This is a genomic window from Enterobacter sp. 200527-13, assembly GCF_027924865.1.
GTDB lineage: Bacteria > Pseudomonadota > Gammaproteobacteria > Enterobacterales > Enterobacteriaceae > Enterobacter > Enterobacter ludwigii.
Window position 1 is genome coordinate 78,988 of sequence record NZ_BSCM01000011.1, and the last position, 25,644, is coordinate 104,631.

General features: G+C 55.9%; 19 protein-coding genes and 1 riboswitch. Of the genes, 12 read left to right on the forward strand and 7 right to left on the reverse strand.

Annotated elements, in window-relative coordinates:
* Nucleotides 1-110 precede the first annotated feature (110 nt).
* The 4 genes from metB (at nucleotide 111) to katG (ending at nucleotide 7,213) form a co-directional block, all read left to right on the forward strand.
* On the forward strand, nucleotides 111-1,271 hold the full coding sequence (metB, locus tag QMG44_RS22335; protein WP_014172189.1) for a cystathionine gamma-synthase: 1,161 nt from the start codon (nucleotides 111-113) through the stop codon (nucleotides 1,269-1,271).
* Between the two features lie 2 nt (nucleotides 1,272-1,273).
* Nucleotides 1,274-3,706, forward strand: coding sequence for a bifunctional aspartate kinase/homoserine dehydrogenase II (locus tag QMG44_RS22340; protein WP_086533023.1), 2,433 nt, complete (start codon nucleotides 1,274-1,276; stop codon nucleotides 3,704-3,706).
* Between the two features lie 226 nt (nucleotides 3,707-3,932).
* On the forward strand, nucleotides 3,933-4,823 hold the full coding sequence (metF, locus tag QMG44_RS22345) for a methylenetetrahydrofolate reductase (protein ID WP_014172187.1): 891 nt from the start codon (nucleotides 3,933-3,935) through the stop codon (nucleotides 4,821-4,823).
* A 209-nt stretch (nucleotides 4,824-5,032) separates the two neighbouring features.
* Nucleotides 5,033-7,213, forward strand: coding sequence for a catalase/peroxidase HPI (gene katG, locus QMG44_RS22350; protein WP_086533022.1), 2,181 nt, complete (start codon nucleotides 5,033-5,035; stop codon nucleotides 7,211-7,213).
* 49 nt (nucleotides 7,214-7,262) lie between these two features.
* On the opposite strand, the gene QMG44_RS22355 is transcribed toward katG, so the two are convergent.
* The 5 genes from QMG44_RS22355 to argE form a co-directional block, all read right to left on the reverse strand.
* Nucleotides 7,263-8,366, reverse strand: coding sequence for a glycerol dehydrogenase (locus tag QMG44_RS22355; RefSeq protein ID WP_086533021.1), 1,104 nt, complete (start codon nucleotides 8,364-8,366; stop codon nucleotides 7,263-7,265).
* A 12-nt stretch (nucleotides 8,367-8,378) separates the two neighbouring features.
* Nucleotides 8,379-9,041 (reverse strand): fructose-6-phosphate aldolase, encoded by a 663-nt coding sequence (gene fsa / locus QMG44_RS22360; protein ID WP_086533020.1) that lies wholly within the window; start codon nucleotides 9,039-9,041, stop codon nucleotides 8,379-8,381.
* 128 nt (nucleotides 9,042-9,169) lie between these two features.
* Entirely contained in the window at nucleotides 9,170-9,934 is a 765-nt protein-coding gene (locus tag QMG44_RS22365) for an AraC family transcriptional regulator (RefSeq protein WP_040018280.1), read from the reverse strand.
* Nucleotides 9,935-9,997: 63 nt separating this feature from the next.
* On the reverse strand, nucleotides 9,998-12,649 hold the full coding sequence (gene ppc, locus QMG44_RS22370) for a phosphoenolpyruvate carboxylase (RefSeq protein WP_086533019.1): 2,652 nt from the start codon (nucleotides 12,647-12,649) through the stop codon (nucleotides 9,998-10,000).
* A 270-nt stretch (nucleotides 12,650-12,919) separates the two neighbouring features.
* Complete coding sequence (gene argE / locus QMG44_RS22375; protein ID WP_232937898.1) at nucleotides 12,920-14,071, reverse strand: acetylornithine deacetylase; 1,152 nt, start codon at nucleotides 14,069-14,071, stop codon at nucleotides 12,920-12,922.
* Between the two features lie 88 nt (nucleotides 14,072-14,159).
* Between argE and argC the strand changes: the two genes are divergently transcribed.
* The 4 genes from argC to oxyR all read left to right on the forward strand — a co-directional run bounded on the left by argC (nucleotide 14,160) and on the right by oxyR (nucleotide 18,644).
* Nucleotides 14,160-15,164: an N-acetyl-gamma-glutamyl-phosphate reductase gene (gene argC / locus QMG44_RS22380; RefSeq protein ID WP_020883941.1), complete on the forward strand. Its 1,005-nt coding sequence runs from the start codon at nucleotides 14,160-14,162 to the stop codon at nucleotides 15,162-15,164.
* A 6-nt stretch (nucleotides 15,165-15,170) separates the two neighbouring features.
* Nucleotides 15,171-15,947 (forward strand): acetylglutamate kinase, encoded by a 777-nt coding sequence (gene argB / locus QMG44_RS22385; RefSeq protein ID WP_086462987.1) that lies wholly within the window; start codon nucleotides 15,171-15,173, stop codon nucleotides 15,945-15,947.
* A gap of 78 nt (nucleotides 15,948-16,025) precedes the next feature.
* Complete coding sequence (gene argH / locus QMG44_RS22390; RefSeq protein WP_014172177.1) at nucleotides 16,026-17,399, forward strand: argininosuccinate lyase; 1,374 nt, start codon at nucleotides 16,026-16,028, stop codon at nucleotides 17,397-17,399.
* A gap of 327 nt (nucleotides 17,400-17,726) precedes the next feature.
* Nucleotides 17,727-18,644 (forward strand): DNA-binding transcriptional regulator OxyR, encoded by a 918-nt coding sequence (gene oxyR, locus QMG44_RS22395; RefSeq protein WP_014172176.1) that lies wholly within the window; start codon nucleotides 17,727-17,729, stop codon nucleotides 18,642-18,644.
* On the opposite strand, the gene sthA is transcribed toward oxyR, so the two are convergent.
* Nucleotides 18,627-20,027, reverse strand: a complete 1,401-nt coding sequence (gene sthA, locus QMG44_RS22400; protein ID WP_014172175.1) for a Si-specific NAD(P)(+) transhydrogenase — start codon at nucleotides 20,025-20,027, stop codon at nucleotides 18,627-18,629. The two genes, oxyR and sthA, sit on opposite strands and share 18 nt — an antisense overlap.
* A gap of 196 nt (nucleotides 20,028-20,223) precedes the next feature.
* On the opposite strand from sthA, the gene fabR reads away from it, so the two are divergent.
* Both fabR and QMG44_RS22410 read left to right on the forward strand, forming a co-directional pair.
* The gene (fabR, locus tag QMG44_RS22405; RefSeq protein WP_008501784.1) at nucleotides 20,224-20,862 is read left to right on the forward strand and encodes an HTH-type transcriptional repressor FabR; all 639 of its coding nucleotides are present in this window, start codon (nucleotides 20,224-20,226) and stop codon (nucleotides 20,860-20,862) included.
* A 9-nt stretch (nucleotides 20,863-20,871) separates the two neighbouring features.
* A complete protein-coding gene (locus tag QMG44_RS22410) occupies nucleotides 20,872-21,231 on the forward strand; it encodes a YijD family membrane protein (protein ID WP_020883939.1) in 360 nt (119 codons plus the stop codon).
* Nucleotides 21,232-21,272: 41 nt separating this feature from the next.
* Here the strand turns inward: QMG44_RS22410 and trmA are convergent, their stop codons facing one another.
* Nucleotides 21,273-22,373, reverse strand: a complete 1,101-nt coding sequence (gene trmA / locus QMG44_RS22415) for a tRNA (uridine(54)-C5)-methyltransferase TrmA (protein ID WP_020883938.1) — start codon at nucleotides 22,371-22,373, stop codon at nucleotides 21,273-21,275.
* Nucleotides 22,374-22,477: 104 nt separating this feature from the next.
* Nucleotides 22,478-22,654: riboswitch (cobalamin riboswitch) on the forward strand.
* Nucleotides 22,655-22,719: 65 nt separating this feature from the next.
* Between trmA and btuB the strand changes: the two genes are divergently transcribed.
* Entirely contained in the window at nucleotides 22,720-24,567 is a 1,848-nt protein-coding gene (btuB, locus tag QMG44_RS22420; RefSeq protein ID WP_020883937.1) for a TonB-dependent vitamin B12 receptor BtuB, read from the forward strand.
* Complete coding sequence (murI, locus tag QMG44_RS22425; RefSeq protein ID WP_020883936.1) at nucleotides 24,512-25,363, forward strand: glutamate racemase; 852 nt, start codon at nucleotides 24,512-24,514, stop codon at nucleotides 25,361-25,363. Before btuB ends, murI begins: the two co-directional genes overlap by 56 nt.
* Nucleotides 25,364-25,644 lie beyond the last annotated feature (281 nt).

Genomic DNA, 25,644 nt, shown 5'->3' on the forward strand with positions numbered 1-25,644 from the left:
CTCAATCTATACGCAAAGAAGTTTAGATGTCCAGATGTATTGACGTCCATACTTTCAGTGTTTACTCTGGTGCCTGACTTTTCACCTCTTTTAGCCAGGAAGCCTTCACCATGACGCGTAAACAGGCCACCATCGCAGTGCGTAGCGGATTAAATGATGACGAGCAGTACGGCTGTGTTGTCCCGCCAATTCATCTTTCCAGTACTTACAATTTTACCGGTTTTAATGAACCCCGTGCGCATGACTACTCCCGTCGCGGCAACCCGACTCGTGACGTGACCCAGCGCACGCTGGCGGAGCTGGAAGGCGGTGCAGGCGCCGTGTTAACCAACACCGGGATGTCTGCGATTCACCTGGTGACGACGGTATTTCTGAAGCCGGGCGACCTGCTGGTGGCACCGCACGACTGTTACGGTGGTAGCTATCGTCTGTTTGACAGCCTCGCAAAACGCGGGTGCTACCGCGTGCTGTTTGTCGATCAAAACGACGAACAGGCGCTGAAACAGGCGCTGGCAGAGAAACCGAAGCTGGTGCTGGTGGAAAGTCCAAGCAATCCATTGTTGCGCGTCGTCGATATTGCGAAAATTTGTCAGCGCGCAAGGGATGCGGGAGCGATAAGTGTAGTGGATAATACCTTCCTCAGTCCGGCCCTTCAGAACCCGCTTGCGCTGGGTGCCGATCTGGTATTGCATTCATGCACAAAATATCTGAACGGTCATTCTGATGTGGTAGCGGGCGTGGTGATTGCAAAAGATCCCGACGTTGTCACCGAACTGGCATGGTGGGCCAATAACATTGGCGTCACTGCGAGCGCTTTCGACAGCTACCTGTTGTTGCGCGGTATCCGCACGCTGTCGCCGCGCATGGAAGTGGCGCAGCGCAATGCTCAGGCGATTGTCGATTTCCTGAAGACCCAGCCGCTGGTGAAAAAGCTCTATCACCCGTCGCTGCCGGAAAACCAGGGGCACGAGATTGCCGCGCGTCAACAAAAGGGATTTGGCGCGATGTTAAGTTTTGAACTGGACGGTGACGAGCAAACGCTGCGTCGCTTCCTGAGCGGGCTGTCATTGTTTACGCTGGCGGAATCATTAGGTGGGGTTGAAAGCTTGATCTCCCACGCCGCGACCATGACGCACGCAGGTATGGCACCAGAAGCACGTGCCGCCGCCGGTATTTCTGAGACGCTGCTGCGTATCTCGACCGGTATTGAAGATTCTGAAGATTTAATTGCCGATCTGGAAAATGGCTTCCGGGTCGCAGCCAAGGGGTAATCATGAATGTGATAGCGCAGGCAGGGGCGAAGGGTCGTCAACTGCACAAGTTTGGTGGTAGTAGTCTTGCTGATGTGAAGTGTTACCTGCGTGTCGCAGGGATCATGACAGAGTATTCGCAGCCAGGGGACATGATGGTTGTCTCCGCGGCTGGCAGCACCACCAACCAGTTGATTAGCTGGCTCAAACTGAGTCAGACCGATCGCCTCTCTGCGCATCAGGTGCAACAGTCCTTACGTCGTTACCAGAGTGAGCTGATTGCCGGCTTACTGCCTGCGGACGTCGCGGACGGATTGATTAGCGCCTTTACGCATGACCTTGAGCGTCTGGCTGCCCTGCTGGACAGCGGTATTACCGACGCGGTGTATGCCGAGGTGGTCGGTCACGGTGAAGTGTGGTCTGCGCGCCTGATGGCGGCCGTGCTGCAACACCTGGGCGTGGATGCAGCCTGGCTTGACGCGCGTGACTTCCTGCGCGCCGAACGCGCCGCTCAGCCGCAGGTGGATGAAGGCTTGTCATATCCGCTGCTGCAACAGTTGCTGGTTCAGCATCCGGGCAAACGTATTGTGGTGACCGGCTTTATCAGCCGCAGCAGTGCCGGTGAAACCGTGCTGCTGGGACGTAACGGCTCTGACTACTCAGCGACGCAAATTGGTGCGCTGGCAGGCGTTTCCCGCGTCACCATCTGGAGCGACGTGGCCGGTGTCTACAGTGCTGACCCGCGTAAAGTGAAGGATGCCTGCCTGCTGCCGCTGCTGCGTCTGGACGAGGCCAGCGAGCTGGCACGCCTGGCGGCACCGGTTCTGCATGCGCGTACGCTACAGCCCGTTTCCGGGAGCGACATCGACCTGCAGCTGCGCTGTAGTTACACCCCGGATCAAGGCTCTACCCGTATCGAACGCGTCCTGGCGTCCGGTACGGGGGCGCGAATTGTGACCAGCCATGACGACATCTGCCTGATTGAGTTCCAGGTCCCGGCGGGCCAGGATTTCAAACTGGCACACAAAGACATCGACCTGATCCTCAAACGCGCCCAGGTGCGTCCGCTCGCCGTTGGCGTGCATAACGATCGCCAGCTGCTGCAGTTCTGCTACACCGCTGAAGTGGCGGACAGCGCCCTGAAAATTCTTGATGAAGCGGGCCTGCCGGGCGAGCTTCGCCTGCGTCAGGGTCTGGCGCTGGTGGCGATGGTGGGGGCGGGCGTTACCCGCAACCCGCTGCACTGCCATCGTTTCTGGCAGCAGCTGAAAGGCCAGCCGGTTGAATTCACCTGGCAGTCGGAAGAGGGCATTAGCCTTGTGGCCGTACTGCGTAAAGGACCTACCGAGAGTCTGATTCAGGGGCTGCATACCTCTCTGTTCCGTGCGGAGAAACGCATTGGACTGGTGCTGTTTGGCAAAGGAAACATCGGCTCACGCTGGCTGGAGCTGTTCGCTCGCGAGCAGGTGACTCTCTCAGCGCGTACGGGGTTTGAATTTATTCTCGCGGGCGTGGTGGACAGCCGCCGCAGCCTGCTGAACTACGAAGGGCTGGATGCCAGCCGGGCGCTGGCCTTCTTTAACGATGAAGCGGTTGAACAGGACGAAGAGTCGCTGTTCCTCTGGATGCGCGCGCACCCGTATGACGATCTGGTGGTGCTGGACGTGACCGCCAGTGAACAGCTTGCCGATCAGTATCTTGATTTCGCCAGCCACGGTTTCCATGTTATTAGCGCCAATAAGCTGGCGGGGGCGAGCAGCACGGACAAGTACCGTCAAATCCACGACGCGTTTGAAAAGACAGGCCGTCACTGGCTGTATAACGCCACGGTGGGCGCTGGCTTGCCGGTTAACCATACCGTGCGTGATTTGATTGAAAGTGGCGACAGCATTCTGGCGCTGAGTGGCATCTTCTCCGGCACGCTCTCCTGGCTGTTCCTGCAGTTTGATGGCACCGTGCCGTTCACTGACCTGGTGGATCAGGCATGGCAGCAGGGCTTAACGGAGCCTGACCCACGCGTTGACCTCTCCGGTAAAGACGTTATGCGTAAGCTGGTGATCCTGGCGCGCGAAGCCGGTTATGACATCGAACCTGATGCCGTCCGCGTTGAGTCGCTGGTGCCTGCTGGCTGTGAGGACGACTCTGTCGACCACTTCTTCGAGAACGGCGAAGAGCTGAACGAGCAGATGGTGCAACGTCTGGAAGCGGCAAACGAGATGGGGCTGGTGCTGCGCTACGTGGCGCGTTTCGAAGCGAACGGAAAAGCACGTGTGGGTGTCGAGGCGGTTCGTCCTGAACATCCGCTGGCGGCACTGCTGCCGTGCGATAATGTTTTCGCCATTGAAAGCCGCTGGTACCGTGATAACCCACTGGTGATCCGTGGCCCGGGTGCGGGGCGCGATGTGACCGCCGGGGCTATCCAGTCCGACATCAACCGTCTGGCTAAACTGCTGTAATCCTTCTTGTTCCCTCTCCCGGTGGGAGAGGGACAGGGTGAGGGCATCAGACCGTACTCACCCGCCATCATGAACTCCCTTCATCTTCCCTGAGCATTCCTCACCATTCCTGGCGATTATTTCTGTTGACGTCCCTCCGCTTTTCCGTCATTTTTACATCTGGACGTCTAAACGTATAGAAGTTCGAAACACAACACACAATGACACGCGATTGATGAGGTAAGGTATGAGCTTTTTTCACGCCAACCAGCGGGAAGCCCTGAATCAGAGCCTGGCCGAAGTAAATGGTCAGATTAACGTCTCTTTTGAATTTTTCCCGCCGCGCACCAGTGAAATGGAGCAAACCCTCTGGAGCTCTATCGATCGCCTGAGCAGCCTGAAACCGAAGTTTGTCTCCGTCACCTACGGTGCTAACTCCGGTGAGCGTGACCGTACGCACAGCATCATTAAAGGCATTAAGGACCGTACGGGTCTGGAAGCGGCTCCGCACCTGACCTGTATCGACGCGACGCGCGATGAGCTGCGTGCCATTGCCCAGGACTACTGGAACAACGGTATTCGCCATATCGTCGCCCTGCGCGGTGACCTGCCGCCGGGGAGCGGTAAACCGGACATGTACGCCACCGATCTGGTCGCGCTGCTGAAAGAGGTCGCAGACTTCGACATTTCCGTTGCCGCTTACCCTGAAGTTCACCCGGAAGCGAAAAGCGCCCAGGCGGATCTGCTTAACCTGAAGCGTAAAGTGGACGCCGGTGCGAACCGCGCCATTACCCAGTTCTTCTTTGATGTGGAAAGCTACCTGCGCTTTCGTGACCGCTGTGTGTCCGCGGGCATAGACGTCGAAATTATCCCGGGAATTTTGCCGGTCTCTAACTTCAAACAGGCGAAGAAATTTGCCGATATGACCAATGTGCGCATTCCACACTGGATGTCTAAAATGTACGAAGGGCTGGACGATGACCCGGAAACACGCAAGCTGGTGGGCGCAAACATCGCGATGGACATGGTGAAGATCTTGAGTCGTGAAGGGGTGAAGGATTTCCACTTCTATACGCTCAACCGCGCGGAAATGAGTTACGCCATTTGCCATACGCTGGGTGTTCGGCCTGGCGCATAACAAATAGAAGCCCTCTTCGGAGGGTTTTTTGATTTATAAGGGTTTTATTTACCCGCCATATCAGCAATGCTGCCTTTGACGTACAGAACGCACATACTTTCAATGGGAAATTAAACGGAATTAACTATCGAATCTGTGGGTTATCTCAACTATACCTTATCAACAAGGGCGTATATCGTAACCGTAACACTGTAAAAGGGAGCATAGCGATGAGCACGTCAGACGACAGCAATAATGCGGCATCAATCGGCAAGTGCCCGTTCCATCAGGGCAGCGTCGATCACAGCGCGGGGGCAGGCACAGGCAGCCGCGACTGGTGGCCAAAACAACTCCGCGTCGATCTTCTTAATCAACATTCCAACCGTTCTAACCCTCTGGGTGAAGACTTTGACTACCGCAAAGAATTCAGCAAACTTGATTACTCAGCGCTCAAGGGCGATCTCAAAGCACTTCTGACCGACTCTCAGCCGTGGTGGCCAGCCGACTGGGGCAGCTATGCGGGCCTGTTTATCCGTATGGCCTGGCACGGCGCAGGTACCTATCGCTCCGTTGACGGTCGCGGTGGCGCAGGGCGCGGTCAACAGCGCTTTGCCCCCCTGAACTCCTGGCCAGATAACGTAAGTCTGGATAAAGCGCGCCGTCTCCTGTGGCCTATCAAGCAAAAATACGGTCAAAAAATTTCCTGGGCTGACCTCTTCATCCTTGCCGGTAACGTGGCGCTGGAGAACTCTGGCTTCCGTACCTTTGGTTTTGGGGCCGGGCGTGAAGATGTCTGGGAGCCGGATATGGACGTGAATTGGGGTGATGAAAAAGCCTGGCTCACCCACCGTGACCCGGAAGCACTGGCGAAGCGCCCACTGGCAGCCACCGAAATGGGGCTGATTTACGTTAACCCGGAAGGGCCAAACGCCAGCGGTGAACCGCTGTCAGCGGCCGCGGCGATCCGTGCCACCTTTGGCAACATGGGGATGAACGACGAAGAGACCGTTGCGTTGATTGCAGGCGGTCATACCCTCGGTAAAACCCACGGTGCAGGTGAGGCGACCCATGTCGGCGCCGACCCGGAAGCCGCGCCAATTGAAGCGCAGGGTCTGGGCTGGACCAGTACGCACGGTACCGGCGTTGGCGCAGATGCGATCACCTCCGGGCTGGAAGTCATCTGGTCACAAACGCCGACCCAGTGGAGTAACTACTTCTTCGAGAACCTGTTCAAATACGAGTGGGTGCAGACCCGCAGCCCGGCGGGTGCGATTCAGTTCGAAGCCGTGGATGCACCAGACATTATGCCTGATCCGTTCGACCCGTCGAAAAAGCGCAAACCGACGATGCTGGTCACCGATCTGACGCTGCGTTTTGACCCCGAGTTCGAGAAAATCTCCCGCCGCTTCCTGAACGATCCGCAGGCCTTTAACGAAGCCTTTGCCCGCGCGTGGTTCAAGCTGACCCACCGTGATATGGGGCCAAAAGCGCGTTACATTGGTCCGGAAGTGCCGAAAGAAGATCTCATCTGGCAGGATCCACTGCCGCAGGCGGTGTTCAACCCGACCAAAGAGGACATAGAGAGTCTGAAAGCGGAAATCATTGCCTCGGGTCTGTCCGTGAGCGACCTGGTTTCCGTTGCCTGGGCGTCTGCATCGACCTTCCGCGGTGGCGATAAGCGTGGCGGCGCCAACGGTGCGCGTCTGGCACTGGCACCTCAGCGCGACTGGGAAGTTAACGCCGCAGCGGTTCGCGCGTTACCCGCCCTGGAAGCTATTCAGCGTACCACCAACAAAGCGTCACTGGCCGATATCATCGTGCTGGCAGGTGTGGTGGGTGTTGAACAGGCGGCGAAAGAGGCCGGCGTTTACGTCAATGTACCGTTTACGCCGGGCCGCGTTGATGCGCGCCAGGATCAGACGGATATCGAGATGTTTAACCTGCTCGAACCGATTGCCGATGGCTTCCGTAACTACCGTGCACAGGTTGATGCCTCCACTACCGAGTCCCTGTTGATTGATAAGGCCCAGCAGCTGACGCTCACTGCACCAGAACTGACGGTGCTGACTGGCGGTCTGCGCGTACTGGGGGCGAACTTCGATGGCAGTCAGAACGGCGTGTTCACCCATCGTGAAGGCGTGCTGAGCAACGATTTCTTCGTGAACCTGCTGGACATGAATACCCAGTGGAAAGCGACCGATGAATCAAACGAGCTGTTTGCCGGCAGCGATCGCGCCAGCGGTGAAGTGAAATACACCGCCACGCGTGCCGATCTGGTATTCGGTTCGAACGCCGTGCTGCGCGCGCTGGCCGAGGTTTACGCCAGCAGCGACGCCCATGAGAAATTCGTCCGCGACTTTGTTGCCGCTTGGGCGAAGGTGATGGATTTGGATCGGTTTGATCTGCAGTAAATACAATCCCCGCTTCGGCGGGGATTTTTTTATTATCCGGCCATACCGGTTACGCCCACTCCCGCAGGAACCGTTGCCCGTACTGATCGGCCACCAGCAGCGCCGCGTAAACCTGATCAGGTGACACCCCGCCTGGCATGTTGTGAATGGTTTCCCCCTCTGCGCAGGCAGCCTCGGCAATCAGCCGCATTTTAAGCGGAATATCCTCTTTAATATTCAGTTGTGCCAGCGTGATGGGCAAACCTACGCTGTGACACAGCGCCGCGACGGTTTCAATTTCCTCTACCGGGGCATTTTCCAGCACCAGTTGCGTCAGCGTCCCAAACGCCACTTTTTCACCGTGATAGAACGAATGTGCCTCCGGCACGGCGGTCATTCCGTTGTGAATGGCGTGTGCGGCCGCCAGTCCACCGCTTTCAAATCCAACGCCGCTCAGATAGGTATTGGCTTCAATGATGCGCTCCAGCGCCGGTGTGACCACGTGCTGCCCGGCTGCGAGCATCGCTTTCTCACCCTCTTCAATTAACGTGTTGTAGCACAGCTCGGCAAGGGCTAGCGCAGCCTGGGTACATTTTCCGCCCGCCATGGTGATCGCGCCACTACGGGAACAGGCGCGCGCTTCAAACCAGGTGGCAAGGGCATCGCCTATCCCGGCGGCCAGCAGACGCGGCGGAGCGCCAGCCACCACCCGGGTGTCGACAATCACCATGTTCGGGTTATGCGGCAGCATCAGGTAGCGATCGAATTCACCGCTGTCGGTATAAATGACAGAAAGGGCGCTGCACGGGGCGTCGGTGGAAGCGATAGTCGGGGCGATGGCAACAGGCACGTCCATAAAATGCGCCAGCGCTTTGGCGGTATCCAGCGTTTTCCCGCCGCCGATACCGAGCACCGCCATACAGTCGGCGCCGTCGGCCCGTTTTTTCAGGCGACCGATTTCGTTTTGCGAACATTCGCCCCCGAAGGGCGCGATTTCAGCATGAATTTCCGCTTTTTTAAAACTCTCAAGCAAGGTCTCTTGTGCAAAACCCAGCACAAACTTATCGCCCACAACCAGCCAGCGTGTTGCCAGTGGTTTCAGATAGTCGCCGAGACGGGTGAGAACATCAGCGCCCTGGATATATTTCCCCGGCGATTGAATGATACGGTCCATAACAGATCTCCCTTAGAGGTTGAGGTTACCAAACGCGTTTTTCCAGTCGTGCTCAAACTTCTCTATGGCTGACTCTACCGCCGGGGTGCCGAGCATTTGTTGCGCTACATCTAAAGGAAGCGTGATTGCTTCACATCCGGCGAGCAGGCAGTCCAGCGCCTGACGTGGTGTTTTGAAGCTGGCGGCCAGCACGTTGCTTTCTGGGGCGTGGCGTTCGAGCAGGGATTGCAGCTCCTGTACCATACGAATGCCGTCCCCGCCCTGAGCGTCGACGCGGTTAACATACGGTGCGACATATTTCGCTCCCGCCAGCGCGGCCAGTAAACCCTGGGCGGCGCTGTAAACGGCCGTGCCTAACGTGGTTATGCCCTCTTTTTTCAGCATTTTTATCGCTATAAGGCCCTGTGCGGTCACCGGGATTTTCACCACGATGCCAGGAATGGCGTTACTCAGGCGTTTGGCTTCTGCCACCATCCCTTCGGCTTCACGGCTCATGGTCTGGGCAAACAGCGTACCCTGTGGCCCGATGGCGTTTTGCAGACGCGGCAGTACGTTCCAGAGGGTTTCGCCGCTGGCAGCTACAATGCTCGGGTTGGTGGTGACGCCGGCAATCGGAAAAATGCGCGCCAGGCGCTCAACCTCTGCCACGTTGGCGGTATCCAGATACAGTTCCATTATTTTTCCTTAAGTCAGAAAGGTTAACTTAAGGATAAGGTGGGGCTGCTGGCCGGGGATACAGGTCAATTTTGCCAAATACTGGACAAATGTAATGTGCTTAGTGAAGTGAGAGGGCGATCACAATGCTAGTTTTTGGCAGTCAGCTGGCTGTGATACTGGCGGCGGTACTCGGAAGGGGAGCGTTCGGTATGTTTACGAAAGAGGCGACAGAAGTAGTTGCTGTCTGTAAAGCCGCAGCGGGCGGCAATGTCTTTGATTTTTAGATCATAACCCTTGAGCAACTGGCGCGCGTGTTCCAGACGCGTTTGGGTCAGGTATTCATTGAACCCCACGTTCCCGGTCTTCTGAAACAGATGTGAAAGGTAGTTGGGTGAAATATAAAACGCCCGCGCCACGGAATCGCGGGTCAGCGGTGAGGCGTGATGTTCATCGAGATAGCGCCGGATGGCTTCAAACAAAGCGCGACTGCGGCTGTCAGTATGAATGTCGCTGCCAAGAAGATCGCGACAGTGGCTGAGCATACTCAGTACCACCAGTCTGGCCGTTTCCTGTTCATCAGGCTGCATCTGCAGCTCGGCCAGCGTTTGCAGGAGAAACGCTCCGGTTCGGGGGCCGCGCCGGGCAACCTGCTGGTGCTGTATAAGCACGTTATCCCGATAAAGACGAAGCGACAGCTGCTGTTTACCGAAGCTGATGCTGAGCGCGTGACCGGTATGAAGTAACCCCTCCGCAGAGGAAGAAAACCACGCTTCGCAGGCATTATCGAGGTTAATGACCAGGCAAGGCGTTGTGCGGGAGTGTGGGTCGGGCGGGGCGACAAACCGTACGTCACGTAGCGCGACGGTGCCATTAATGAGGTCGGTCAGAAGGGTGCTGATGTCGTGGTGCATGGCGTGAATACCGGATATCGCCCGGCAGCGTTAGCGCTGCCGGGCCTGTATGAAGCCAATGGATTAGCCTGTGTTACGCATACCTGCCGCAACGCCTGCAATCGTCACCATCAACGCCTGTTCGACGCGTGGATCCGGCTCTTTACCTTCCTCTTCCGCCAGACGTGAACGGTGCAGCAGCTCCGCCTGCAGGACGTTCAGGGGGTCGGTGTAGATGTTACGTAGCTGGATGGACTCGGCAATCCACGGCAGGTCCGCCATCAGGTGCGAGTCGTTAGCAATGTCCAGCACCACTTTGATGTCGCCTTCCAGCAGTTCGCGCAGCTCTTTACCCAGCGTCCACAGCTCAGGCTTCACCAGACGCTGATCGTAGTATTCCGCCAGCCACAGGTCTGCTTTCGAGAAGACCATCTCCAGCATACCCAGACGGGTGGAGAAGAACGGCCAGTCGCGGCACATGGTTTCCAGTTCGTTCTGTTTGCCATCTTCCACCACTTTCTGCAGCGCCGCGCCTGCGCCCAGCCAGGCGGGCAGCATCAGACGGTTCTGGGTCCAGGCGAAGATCCACGGGATGGCTCGCAGAGACTCTACGCCACCGGTCGGGCGGCGCTTAGCCGGACGTGAACCCAGCGGCAGTTTACCCAGCTCCTGCTCAGGGGTAGCTGAACGGAAGTAAGGCACAAAATCTTTGTTTTCACGCACGTAACCGCGGTACAGATCGCAGGAGATATCTGACAGCTCGTCCATGATATGGCACCAGGACTCTTTCGGCTCTGGCGGTGGCAGCAGGTTCGCTTCCAGAATCGCACTGGTGTAGAGCGACAGGCTGCTGATGGTCACTTCCGGCAGGCCATACTTGAAGCGGATCATTTCGCCCTGTTCGGTCACACGCAGGCCGCCTTTCAGGCTTCCCGGCGGTTGTGACAGCAGTGCCGCATGTGCTGGCGCGCCACCACGGCCAATCGAGCCGCCGCGTCCGTGGAACAGCGTCAGTTCGATGCCTGCTTTTTCACAGGTCTTGATCAACGCGTCCTGTGCCTGATACTGCGCCCAGGATGCCGCCATGACGCCCGCGTCTTTTGCGGAGTCGGAATAGCCAATCATCACCATCTGTTTGCCCTGAATAAAGCCGCGGTACCAGTCGATGTTCAGCAGCTGCGTCATGACGTCGTTGGCGTTGTTCAGGTCATCAAGGGTTTCAAACAGCGGTGCAACCGGAAGGGCATAGTCGATACCGGCTTCTTTGAGCAGAAGGTGAACGCCCAGCACGTCAGACGGTGTTTTCGCCATGGAGATCACATAGGCAGCCACCGATCCTTTCGGCGCATCAACGATCGCTTTACAGGTGTTGAGCACCTCGCGGGTTTCGTTGCTTGGTTCCCAGTTACGTGGCAGCAGGGGACGCTTGGAGTTCAGTTCACGGATCAGGAAGGCTTGTTTGTCCGCTTCGGACCAGCTTTCATAGTCGCCGATGCCGAGATAGCGGGTCAGTTCGCCCAGCGCTTCGGTATGACGGGTGCTTTCCTGACGGACGTCAATACGCACCAGCGGCACGCCGAAACACTTCACGCGACGCAGGGTGTCGAGCAGTTCGCCATTCGCGATGATGCCCATTCCGCAGGCCTGCAGTGATTTATAGCAGGCATACAGCGGCTCCCAGAGCTGCTCGTTCTGGCTCAGCAGGCCTTCCGGCTTTGGCAGGCGCTGGCCTTTCAGACGCGCTTCCAGCCAGGCCTGCGTCGCCATCAGTTGGCCACGCAGTTTTTTCATCAGGAAACGATACGGCTCGCTGGCACCTTCTTCGCCGGCCAGCGCGCGCAGTTCCGGCGTGGCCTCTACCATCGACAGCTCGGAGATCAATACCTGAATATCTTTCAGGAACAGGTCGGTTGCTTTCCAGCGGCTCAACAGGAGCACGTGGCGGGTAATTTCCGCGGTGACGCTCGGGTTGCCGTCACGGTCGCCGCCCATCCAGGAGGTGAAGCGCACCGGCACAAAATCGACCGGCAGGCGGTAATCCAGATTCGCTTCCAGCTGCTCGTTCAGCTCACGCAGGTAGTTCGGCACCCCTTCCCACAGGCTATTTTCCACCACCGCAAAGCCCCATTTGGCTTCGTCGACCGGGCTTGGACGATGCTTACGAATTTCATCGGTGTGCCAGGACTGGGCAATCAGCTGGCGCAGACGGCGCATCAGCTGGTTGCGTTCGTAGTCAGCAATGTCTTTGTTATCCAGCTGCTTGAGGCAGTTGTTCACTTCCACCATTTTGTGGATCAGGGTGCGGCGAGTGATTTCGGTTGGGTGAGCGGTCAGAACCAGCTCCAGCGAAAGGGATTCCACCGCTTTTTTGATGATGTCTTCGTTGAGGTCTGGCTGGTCTTTCAGTTTACGAAGCGTACGGGCAATGACTTCCGGGTTGCTGGCAGCTTCGCCATTCGGCGAAATGCTGTGGTATTGCTCAGCGGTATTTGCCAGGTTCAGAAACTGGCTGAAGGCGCGGGCAACGGGCAGCAGCTCATCGTTAGAAAGGTTCTGCAAGGTGGTGAGCAGCTCCTGACGACTGGCCTCGTTACCTGCACGGGAAGATTTTGACAGCTTGCGGATGGTTTCAACGCGGTCGAGGATGTTTTCCCCCAACGCATCTTTGATGGTATCTCCAAGCACTTTGCCGAGCATACTGACATTACTACGCAACGCGGAATATTGTTCGTTCATAAAAACCCAGTCACCCCATCATTTTTGTTTATGCCCAATCGAAAATCTTTTGGACAATATTTTGTCATCTCCCTTTATAAAGCCACGTAAAACCCCCGTCGTCAATTGCTGCGAAAACGGTTCAGCAAACGAATAAATGTGGGTAATTTACGAAATTTAATTCGCTTTGCGTCAGATAAGAGATGCTTATGGGAATGTGACGAAGATCGCGGGATTTGTTGCCCTTACCCTGACCCTCTCCCACCAGGAGAGGGAACCCTCAGGGGCATTTTAATGCCAGCAGAAGTGATGCACGACCTGGGTAATCAGTTCACGGGTCGGTTTGATAAAGCGCGTTTCCAGATATTCATCCGGCTGGTGAGCCTGGTTGATGGAACCCGGGCCAAGCACCAGCGTAGGACACAGGGTCTGAATAAACGGTGCTTCGGTGCAATAGTTCACCACGTCGGTTTTCTCGCCGAGCAGCTTTTCCACGACTTCAACCAGTTGATGATCCGGTGGACATTCGTAGCCAGGGATCGGCGGATGAAGCTCGGAGACCGTCAGGCGGCCCGGCCAGCGCTCGCTGACCGGCGCCAGCGCTTCGGTCAACAGGCCGTCGAGATCGCTCAGCGTCATGCCCGGCAGCGGACGGATATCCATATGCAGTTCGCAGCAGGCGCAGATACGGTTGGATGCATCACCACCGTGCAGGCTGCCGAGGTTCAGCGTCGGATAAGGCACGGTGAATGCGTCGTAGTGATAACGCTCTTTCAGCGAGTCGCGCAACTGCATGATGCGGCCGATGGCGTCGTGCATCAGTTCGATGGCGTTGACGCCGCGCGCCGGATCGCTGGAGTGGCCTGACTGGCCCAGCACGCGTACCGCCGTGGAGATATGGCCTTTGTGGGCACGGATTGGCTGCAGTGACGTTGGTTCACCAATAATGGCGCAATCCGGGCGAATTGAGGTGTTTTCAGAGAAGTAGCGCGCCCCGGCCATGCTGGTCTCTTCATCGGCAGTGGCCAGAATGTAGAGCGGTTTCTTCAGCGTTGCCACGTCCACGTCACGCAGCGCATCGAGGATAAAAGCAAAAAAGCCTTTCATGTCGGCGGTGCCCAGACCGTAAAGCTTGTTGTCATGCTCGGTCAGGGTGAACGGATCGCGCGTCCAGCGACCATCGTCAAAGGGAACGGTATCGGTATGACCGGCCAGCAGCAGGCCGCCGGCACCCTGTCCGGTACTGGCGAGCAGGTTAAATTTATGGCGTGTTCCGGGGACGGGCTGAACCTCAACGTTAAACCCAATATCGCTAAACCAACCTTCCAGCAGATTGATTAAAGACTCATTGCTCTGATCCAGCGCTTCTTCGGTCGCACTGATGGAGGGTGTGGCAATCAGGGCGCGGTAAATCTCGATAAATGGCGGTAAGTTCATTTTCATTGTTGACACACCTTAGGTCGTGATAGTATCAATATTCATGCAATAAATGTGAATAAAAATACATTAACGTTGAGCATAAAGGAACCCGATGTTGAATACGCTGATTGTAGGCGCTAGCGGTTATGCGGGCGCAGAGCTTGTAAGCTACGTGAATCGCCATCCTCATATGACCATAACCGCTTTGACCGTGTCAGCGCAAAGCAATGATGCAGGAAAGTTAATTTCCGATTTGCATCCGCAACTTAAAGGCATTGTTGATCTTCCGCTGCAGCCAATGTCTGACATCCGCGCGTTCACCGACGGCGTCGACGTGGTGTTTTTAGCTACTGCGCACGAAGTCAGCCACGACCTGGTTCCGCAATGTCTGGCGGCCGGCTGTGTGGTGTTCGACCTCTCCGGCGCCTTCCGTGTGAATGACGGCGCGTTCTACGAAAAATATTACGGTTTCACCCATCAACACCCTGAACTGCTGGAAAAAGCGGTATACGGCCTGGCGGAGTGGAGCACAGATAAACTGAAGGAAGCGGATCTGGTTGCCGTGCCGGGGTGTTATCCGACGGCGGCACAGCTTTCTCTGAAGCCGCTGATCGACGCAGACCTGCTGGATCTGAACCAGTGGCCGGTGATCAACGCCACCAGTGGTGTCAGCGGCGCGGGGCGTAAAGCCGCTATCGCTAACAGCTTCTGCGAAGTGAGCCTTCAGCCGTATGGCGTGTTCAATCACCGCCATCACCCTGAAATCACGACGCATCTGGGTGCGGATGTCATCTTCACACCGCATCTGGGCAGCTTCCCGCGTGGGATCCTCGAAACCATCACCTGCCGCCTGAAACCCGGCGTGACCCACGAACAGGTGAGCGAAGCCTTTACGCAGGCCTATGCGGATAAACCGCTGGTGCGTCTGTACGACAAAGGCGTGCCGGCGCTGAAAAACGTGGTTGGCCTGCCATTCTGCGACATCGGCTTTGCCGTGCAGGGTGAGCACCTGATTGTGGTGGCTGCGGAAGATAACTTACTTAAAGGCGCTGCCGCACAGGCAATGCAGTGTGCAAATATTCGTTTCGGTTTCCCGGAAACCCAGGCTCTTATTTAAGGTGTGATGATGAACCCATTAATTATCAAACTCGGTGGTGTACTGCTGGACAGCGAAGAAGCGCTGGAGCGTCTTTTTACCGCGCTGGTGAACTATCGCGAATCACACCAACGTCCGCTGGTGATTGTGCACGGTGGCGGCTGCGTGGTTGATGAGCTGATGAAAGGGCTCAACCTGCCGGTGAAAAAGAAAAATGGCCTGCGCGTCACGCCTGCTGACCAGATTGACATTATAACCGGTGCCCTGGCGGGGACGGCGAACAAAACGCTGCTGGCGTGGGCGAAGAAACACCATATCGCCTCAGTCGGTCTGTGCCTGGGTGATGGTGACAGCGTAAAAGTGACCCAGCTCGACGAAGAACTCGGACACGTTGGACTGGCACAGCCTGGTTCGCCTAAGCTGATTAACATGCTGCTGGAAGGAGGATTCCTGCCGGTGGTGAGCTCTATCGGGGTGACCGAAGAGGGCGAACTGATGAACGTCAATGCAGACCAGGCGGCAACGGCTCTGGCGGCTACGCTGGGCGCGGACCTGATTTTGCTCTCTGACGTAAGCGGTATTCTCGACGGCAAAGGCCAGCGTATTGCGGAAATGACCGCAGCGAAAGCCGAACAGCTTATCGAGCAGGGCATTATTACCGACGGCATGATCGTCAAAGTCAATGCGGCGCTGGATGCCGCACGTACGCTCGGACGTCCGGTGGACATCGCCTCCTGGCGCCACGCGGAGCAACTCCCGGCGTTGTTTAACGGCACGCCGATTGGCACGCGTATTCTGGCGTAAGCAATTTACCGATTCTGCAGGCCCGGTCAGCGCAGCGCAGCCGGGCAATGAAATTCAAAGATATTAAGGAAGCATGTTATGGCACTTTGGGGTGGGCGTTTTACACAGGCAGCGGATCAACGGTTCAAACAGTTCAACGACTCTTTGCGCTTCGACTACCGCCTGGCCGAGCAGGATATCGTCGGCTCTGTGGCCTGGTCCAAAGCGCTGGTCACCGTGGGCGTTCTGACCGCAGACGAACAGCTGCAGCTGGAAGAGGCGCTGAATAACCTGCTGGAAGAGGTGCGTCTGGACCCGCAGCAGATCCTCGCCAGCGATGCGGAAGATATTCACAGCTGGGTGGAAGGGAAACTCATCGATAAAGTCGGCCAGCTGGGTAAAAAACTGCATACCGGGCGTAGCCGTAACGACCAGGTCGCGACTGATCTGAAATTGTGGTGTAAAGATACCGTTGGTGAACTGCTGGCAGCCAACCGTCAGCTGCAGGGCGCGCTGGTGGAAACCGCGCAGAACAACCAGGACGCGGTGATGCCGGGTTATACCCACCTGCAGCGTGCGCAGCCGGTAACCTTTGCGCACTGGTGTCTGGCCTACGTTGAGATGCTGGCGCGTGATGAAAGCCGTCTGCAGGATACCCTGAAGCGTCTGGACGTGAGCCCGCTGGGCAGCGGTGCGCTGGCAGGGACGGCCTATGAAATCGACCGTGACCAGCTGGCAGGCTGGCTGGGCTTTGCTTCAGCCACCCGTAACAGCCTGGACAGCGTCTCTGACCGTGATCACGTGCTGGAGCTGCTTTCCAATGCGTCTATCGGCATGGTGCATCTGTCGCGCTTTGCCGAAGACCTGATTTTCTTCAACTCCGGTGAAGCCGGGTTTGTTGAGCTGTCTGACCGCGTGACGTCAGGCTCCTCCCTGATGCCACAGAAGAAAAACCCGGATGCGCTGGAGCTTATCCGCGGTAAGTGTGGCCGTGTGCAGGGCGCGCTGACCGGCATGATGATGACCCTGAAAGGGCTGCCGCTGGCGTATAACAAAGATATGCAGGAAGACAAAGAAGGGCTGTTCGACGCGCTCGATACCTGGCTGGACTGCCTGCATATGGGCGCGCTGGTGCTGGATGGCATTCAGGTGAAACGCCCGCGTTGCCAGGAAGCGGCGCAGCAGGGCTATGCAAACTCGACCGAGCTTGCCGATTACCTGGTGGCGAAAGGTGTACCGTTCCGTGAAGCGCACCATATTGTCGGTGAAGCGGTGGTTGAAGCTATTCGTCAGGGTAAGGCGCTGGAAGCGTTGCCGCTGACCGACCTGCAGAAATTCAGTGCGGTTATCGGTGATGATGTGTATCCGATTCTGGCGTTGCAGTCTTGTCTGGATAAGCGTGCAGCGAAAGGCGGCGTGTCACCGAAGCAGGTCGCGCAGGCGATTGCGGATGCGAAAAACCGGCTGGTTTGATGAGTGCGGGCTGGTGCCCTCATCCCGGGCCTCTCCCACAGGGAGAGGGCGTAAACACTAAAAATGGCAACTTCGGTTGCCATTTTGCTTTTATCCCCGGGCTTTTTTACGCAAAAAAAAAGCGGACCACGGGGTCCGCAAAAGTTCACGTTGGCTTTAGTTGTTCGAGTTTTGAGAGAAACTCGCTGACGGTGCGGGGACGTCAAGGGTCAAACACGTGCCGCCTCGTCTATGTGGTGTATTATTCAACAGAATGCTTGATAGGGATAATCGTTCGTTGCTATGCTATCTATCGCCATGAACTATCGTGGCGACGGAGGATGAATAATGAATATTCGTGATCTTGAATACCTGGTAGCGCTAGCCGAGCACCGCCATTTTCGCCGCGCGGCAGATTCCTGCCACGTCAGCCAGCCTACCCTGAGCGGCCAGATCCGCAAGCTGGAAGACGAGCTGGGCGTGATGCTGCTGGAGCGCACCAGTCGTAAGGTACTGTTCACCCAGGCAGGTCTGCTGCTGGTGGATCAGGCGCGCACCGTGCTGCGCGAGGTCAAAGTGCTCAAGGAAATGGCAAGCCAGCAGGGGGAGGCGATGTCCGGCCCGTTGCATATTGGCCTGATCCCAACCGTTGGCCCGTACCTGTTGCCGCACATCATTCCAATGCTGCATCAGACGTTCCCGAAACTCGAAATGTATCTGCATGAAGCGCAAACCCATCAGCTGCTGGCGCAGTTAGACAGCGGCAAGCTCGACTGTGCCATTCTGGCGCTGGTCAAAGAGAGCGAAGCTTTTATCGAAGTGCCGCTGTTTGATGAGCCCATGATGCTGGCGATCTATGAAGATCACCCGTGGGCGAACCGCGATCGCGTGCCGATGGCCGATCTGGCCGGTGAAAAACTGCTGATGCTGGAAGATGGTCACTGCCTGCGCGATCAGGCGATGGGCTTCTGCTTCGAAGCGGGTGCTGACGAGGATACCCATTTCCGCGCAACCAGCCTTGAAACGCTGCGGAATATGGTGGCGGCGGGCAGTGGGATCACATTGCTGCCGGCACTGGCCGTGCCGCGCGAACGTAAACGAGACGGCGTGGTTTATCTGCCATGCATTAAACCAGAGCCACGTCGTACCATTGGTCTGGTTTATCGTCCGGGTTCACCGCTGCGCAGCCGCTATGAGCAGCTGGCAGAGGCCATCCGTGGTTCGATGGATGGCCATTTTGACAATGCGTTAAAACAGGCGGTTTAAGCCGTTCAGTGCCGCGACCCGATAGGCTTCCGCCATGGTCGGGTAGTTGAAGGTGGTGTTAACGAAGTACTCGATGGTGTTACCACCACCTTTTTGCTCCATGATCGCCTGGCCGATATGAATAATCTCCGCCGCGCGTTCACCAAAGCAGTGAATACCGAGGATCTCTTTCGTCTCGCGATGGAACAGGATCTTCAGCGTACCCACGCTCATTCCCACGATTTGTGCCCTCGCCAGATGTTTAAACTGTGCGCGACCCACCTCGTAAGGCACCTTCATTGACGTCAGCTGCTGCTCGGTTTTCCCGACGGAGCTGATTTCCGGGATAGTATAAATACCTGTCGGAATATCTTCGATCAGATGTGCCGTCGCTTCGCCTTTCACCAGCGCCTGCGCCGCGATGCGTCCCTGATCGTATGCTGCAGAAGCCAGGCTTGGATAACCGATAACATCACCGACAGCATACACATGCGGCAGGGCTGTCTGGTACATGCTGTTCACCTTCAGCTGACCGCGGCTGTCGGTTTCGAGCCCGATATTTTCCAGAGCCAGAGAATCAGTGTTACCGGTACGGCCGTTGGCGTACAGCAGGCAGTCTGCTTTCAGCTTCTTGCCCGATTTCAGATGCATGATCACACCATCGTCGCAGCCTTCAATTTTCTCGTACTCTTCGTTGTGGCGAATCACCACGCCACTGTTCCAGAAGTGGTAAGAGAGCGAGTCTGACATTTCCTGATCGAGGAAGGCCAGCAGGCGGTCGCGGGTGTTGATCAGATCAACTTTCACGTCCATACCCCGGAAGATCGACGCATATTCGCAGCCAATCACCCCTGCGCCATAGATAATCACATGACGGGGTTCGTGGTGCAGGCTCAGGATGGAATCGCTGTCGTAAATGCGCGGGTGGGAGAAGTCCACGTCTGCCGGATGGTACGGGCGTGAACCACAGGCGATGACAAATTTTTCCGCCGTGATGGTTTCGACTGACCCGTCGTGGCATTCGAGCGCCAGGGTGTGTTCATCAACAAAGTGCGCATTGCCCTGCAAAATTTCACAGTGGTTACGCTCATAAAACCCCTGGCGCATCCGTGTCTGCTGGTTAATAACGGTATCCGCATGATTCAGGATGTCAGCAAAGGAGGAACGAAGAAGTCGGGAGTGGTCGCTGTAAAGAGGGTTCTGGTTAAATTCAATAATGCGGCTAACGGCATGGCGGAGGGCTTTGGAAGGGATGGTGCCCCAATGGGTGCAACCGCCGCCAACGTTATGGTAGCGCTCTATCACCGCTACTCTGGCTCCCTGTTTCACCAGTCCCATAGCAGCGCCTTCGCCGCCGGGGCCGGAACCTATCACAATTGCGTCGTAATCGTAGGAATGTGGCATGGTAAGGCTTACCTGTTCTTATACATAAAAGCAACAGAATCATAACATCATTGCCCGAGTAACCCAATTATCGTTGTGCTTTTTTCCGGCAGTGGAGCACAAACCGTACGTAAACAATCATTCACAAAGCCAGGCAAACAGATTAATTTTATTCTCTGGTATAGTGCCATCAGGCCTTTGGAAGGATTCAACTATCGTGATGGGCGTAAGAGCACAACAAAAAGAGAAAACCCGGCGTTCGCTGGTGGAAGCCGCATTCAGTCAACTGAGTGCCGAGCGTAGTTTTGCCAGTTTAAGCCTGCGTGAAGTTGCGCGCGAGGCCGGGATTGCGCCAACGTCCTTCTATCGTCATTTCCGTGATGTGGATGAACTGGGTCTGACCATGGTCGACGAGAGCGGGCTGATGCTGCGTCAGCTTATGCGCCAGGCGCGGCAGCGTATCGCTAAAGGGGGGAGCGTGATCCGCACCTCTGTGTCGACCTTTATGGAATTTATTGGCAATAACCCCAACGCGTTTCGCCTGCTGTTGCGGGAACGTTCCGGAACATCAGCCGCGTTCCGTGCCGCTGTGGCGCGTGAAATTCAGCATTTTATCGCGGAACTTGCCGACTATCTTGAACTCGAAAACCATATGCCGCGTGCGTTCACTGAAGCACAGGCTGAGGCGATGGTGACGATTGTTTTCAGCGCGGGTGCCGAAGCGCTGGATGTCAGCATCGAACAACGCAAGCAGCTCGAAGAGCGACTGGTATTACAGCTCAGGATGATCTCCAAAGGCGCGTACTACTGGTATCGCCGTGAACAAGAGAAACTGGCACATCAAACCGAAGAGTGAAGGTGAGTAATGAAACAGTCAGGTCAGGATAAGGGTACGCTGTTGCTGGCATTGATCGCTGGCTTATCAATTAATGGCACGTTTGCGGCTGTGTTCAGCTCGATCGTTCCATTTTCTATTTTCCCGCTTATTGCGCTGGTGCTGACGGTGTACTGTCTGCATCAGCGTTACCTGAACCGCACCATGCCGGTCGGGTTGCCTGGGTTGGCCGCGGCCTGCTTTATTCTTGGCGTGTTGCTGTATAGCACTGTGGTGCGTGCAGAGTATCCGGATATCGGTTCTAACTTCCTGCCGGCGGTACTTTCTGTGGCACTGGTGTTCTGGATTGGCTCGCGCATGCGTAGCCGCAAGCACGAGCTGCCGGAGTAAGAGAGTGGGGTTGCAGGCAGGTTGACCTGCCTGCCATCACGTTACTTCGCGGTAAGAAGTACGCCGCACTCCATATGGTGCGTATACGGGAACTGATCGAAGAGAGCCAGACGTTCAATATTGTGCGTCTGGCTTAATGTTTCGAGATTCTTGCACAGCGTTTCCGGGTTACAGGAAATGTACAAAATACGCGGGTACGCCTGCACCATCTTCTCGGTTTCGCTGTCCAGGCCACTGCGCGGCGGATCGACAAAAATCGTCTCACACTGGTAACTCTTCAGATCGATCCCCTCCAGGCGATTAAACTGACGTACACCATTCATGGCCTGCGTGAACTCTTCTGCAGACATACGAATGATCTGCACATTGTCGATGTGATTGGCGGCAATGTTGTACTGTGCAGCGGCAACGGACGGCTTGGCAATCTCCGTCGCCAGGACGCGCTCAAAGTTACGCGCCAGCGCCAGGGAGAAGTTGCCGTTCCCGCAGTACAGCTCTAGCAGATCGCCCTTTGACCCTTCGGTCGCCTTCAGCGCCCAGTCCAGCATCTGTACGTTCATTGCTGCGTTTGGCTGGGTAAAGCTGTTCTCAACCTGGCGGTACACCATCTCTTTTCCCGCTACCGACAGACGTTCGTCGATGAAATCCTGATCCAGCATGATTTTGGTTTTTGTTGCACGACCAATCAGGTGAACATTGATGTTCTGCGCGCGCAGGGCATCGCGCAGCGCTTCTGCCTGCTCGCGCCATTCATCATTCAGCGCTTTGTGATACAGCAGAGAGACGATCGCCTGGTTGCTTTGTGTGGTCAGATAATCAATCTGGAACAGCTTGTGACGCAGCACAGGGTTGTTGCGTACGCCGTCGATCATCAGCGTCATGAGCTGGTTGATGAGTTCACTCGCCGCCGGGAAGCTGTCGACCCGAATGCGGGACTTCGTCTGCTGATCGAAAATGATGTGGTACAGGTCGTCACCGTCGTGCCAGATGCGGAACTCCGCACGCATGCGGTAGTGGCTAACGGGCGAGCGGAACACCTCAGGAACGGGCGCGTTGAAAGGCGTCATCATACTTTGCAGGCGGACAACTTTCTCTGCCAGCTGTGCGTCGTACTGTTCTGTTGGGAGGTGTTCGGGGGTCATGATGCGTCCTGAGTGATAAAGAATTACGCGGGGATTGTAGGGATTGTGCAGTGGATGTCCAGATTTAATGGCCAATAGCTATCTGGACATCTATACGTGTCTAATTGTAGCATTCTGTTTCCGGTCTCCTGAGAGTGAAAAGGGAATCCAGTGAAAATCTGGAGCTGACGCGCAGCGGTAAAGACTGGCGGGATGAGAATTGTAGACACTGTGAAAATGGGAAGTCTTCATCCGCAAAACGCCACCTAGCCCGAAGACCTGCCGGGATCACGTCGCATTTGGTTTCGTCATCGCGTGCTATAGATGAAGCCTGCGGCATCCTTCTTATATTGTGGATGCTTTAACAATGATTAAAAAAGTATCGCTGTTGACGGCGTTGTCCGTCACGGCATTTTCGGGCTGGGCGCAGGATAGCGCCGACTCGTTGGTAGTGACAGCAAACCGTTTTGAGCAACCTGTTAATACCGTCCTTGCACCAACGTCTGTGGTGACGCGCGAGGATATTGATCGCTGGCAGGCAAACACCGTCATTGACGTTATGCGTCGCTTGCCTGGCGTGGATACCGCCCAAAACGGCGGAATGGGGCAACTTTCCTCTCTTTTTATTCGGGGAACTAATTCCAGTCATGTTCTTATTCTTGTCGACGGGATCCGTCTTAACCAGGCTGGGGTAACGGGGTCGTCCGATCTCAGTCAGTTCCCGATCGCCCTGGTGCAGCGCATTGAATATATTCGCGGGCCACGCTCTGCAGTCTATGGTTCTGATGCGATTGGTGGCGTAGTGAACATTATTACTACCCGCGCGAAGGACGGCACGACGTTGAATGCGGGCGTAGGCTCGCATGGCTACCAAAATTACGGTGGTAGCACCCAGCAAACCCTGGGTGACAGCACGCGCGTGACGCTGGCGGGTGATTATACCTATACCAAAGGCTTTGACGTGGTCGCGGATGGCAACAACGGTGGTCTGGCCCAGACCGATCGTGACGGCTTTATGAATAAAACCCTCTACGGTGCGCTGGAGCATGCTTTCTCTGATCAGTGGAGCGGGTTCGTTCGCGGTTATGGCTACAGCAACCGTACCGCCTATGACGGCTATTACAGTTCATTTACGCCTGATGTTTTGGTTGATACTCGCCAGCTCTATAGCCAGACCTGGGACGCTGGGCTGCGCTTTAATAATGACATCGTCCATTCACAACTTCTCACCAGCTACAGCCACAGCAAAGATTATAACTACGACCCGCATCTGGGACGTTATGATTCCAATGCCACGCTGGATGAGATCAAACAGTACAACGTGCAGTGGACCAACTCCGTTGAGGTGGGCCATGGCAATATTGGCGCAGGCGTCGACTGGCAGAAGCAGAGCACCGAACCAGGAACAAGCTATGTCACAAACGGCTATGACCTGCGTAACACCGGCGTCTACCTGACTGCGCTGCAGCAGTTTGGCGACTTTACCCTGGAAGGGGCAGCGCGTAGCGACGATAACTCTCAGTTTGGTCGCCATGGCACCTGGCAGAGCAGTGCGGGCTGGGAGTTCATTGAAGGTTATCGATTCATTGCCTCGTATGGCACTGCCTATAAAGCACCCAACCTCGGGCAGTTATATGGTTTCTATGGCAACGACCATCTTGATCCTGAGGAGAGTAAACAGTGGGAAGGCGCGTTCGAAGGCCTGACGGCTGGCGTAAACTGGCGCGTATCGGCCTATCGCAATGACGTTGATAACCTGATCGACTTTAATAACAACCTTCAGGAATACTACAACGTAGGCAAGGCGCGTATTAAAGGGGTTGAAGCCACAGCGTCCTTTGATACAGGTCCACTAACTCATACGGTCGGTTACGATTACGTGGATGCACGCAATGCGGCAACAAACCAGCTATTGGATCGCCGGGCTAAGCAGCAGGTGAAGTATCAGCTTGATACGCAGGTCTATGAATTCGACTGGAGCCTGACTTACCACTACCTGGGAACACGTTACGACACTGACTTTGGTACCTACCCGTCTGAAAAGGTGAAAATGGGCGGCGTAAGCCTGTGGGATGTCGCAGTTTCATATCCTGTCACCTCTCACCTTACAGTTCGTGGTAAAATAGCCAACCTGTTCGACAAAGATTACGAGACAGTTTATGGCTACCAAACTGCAGGACGGGAATACACCTTGTCTGGCAGCTACACCTTCTAATCCGCGTCCCACCGTGCTGGTATTTGATTCCGGTGTCGGTGGGCTTTCGGTCTATGATGAGATCCGACATCTTCTGCCGGATCTCCATTACATTTACGCCTTTGATAACGTCGCGTTCCCGTATGGGGAAAAGAGTGAAGACTTTATTGTTGAGCGTGTGGTTGAAATCGTCACCGCGGTACAAAAGCGTTATCCCCTCTCGCTGGCGGTCATCGCCTGTAACACGGCCAGTACAGTATCGCTTCCTGCATTGCGCGAAAAATTCCAGTTCCCGGTTGTAGGCGTTGTTCCTGCAATAAAGCCTGCCGCACGTCTGACGGCAAATGGCATTGTTGGTTTACTGGCAACGCGAGGCACGGTGAAGCGTCCTTATACGCGCGAGTTAATCGACCGCTTTGCCAACGAATGCCAGATTGCGATGCTCGGTTCGGCGGAACTGGTCGAGATCGCCGAAGCGAAGCTGCACGGAAAGGCAGTGCCGCTTGAAGAGTTGCGCCGTATTCTCCGCCCGTGGCTGCGGATGCCGGAGCCACCGGACACCGTTGTGCTGGGGTGTACCCATTTCCCTCTATTACAGGAAGAGTTATTAGAAGTTCTGCCTGAGGGCACGCGGCTGGTGGATTCGGGGGCGGCTATAGCCCGACGTACGGCCTGGTTGCTGGAACATGAAGCCCCGGATGCAAAATCTGCCGATGCAAACATCGCTTTTTGTATGGCCATCACCAACGAGACCGAGCAACTTTTGCCCGTTTTACGCCGTTATGGCTTTGAAACGCTCGAAAAACTGGCGCTGTAGCACGATTTTGAGCAAAAAAGAGACGGTTGAACGTTTTTTTTAAAAGAGGGGTTGTCAACCTCTGAGAACTCCCTATAATGCGCCTCCACTGACACGGAACAACGGCTTACAAGCCGCCGGGTTAGCGGGGTTCAGAGATGAACACCAACAGAGAAAAGCAAAAATAAATGCTTGACTCTGAATGAGGAAAACGTAATATACGTGACCTCGCGACGGTGAGCTGTAAGCCGCGTCGCAACTGCTCTTTAACAATTTATCAGACAATCTGTGTGGGCACTCAA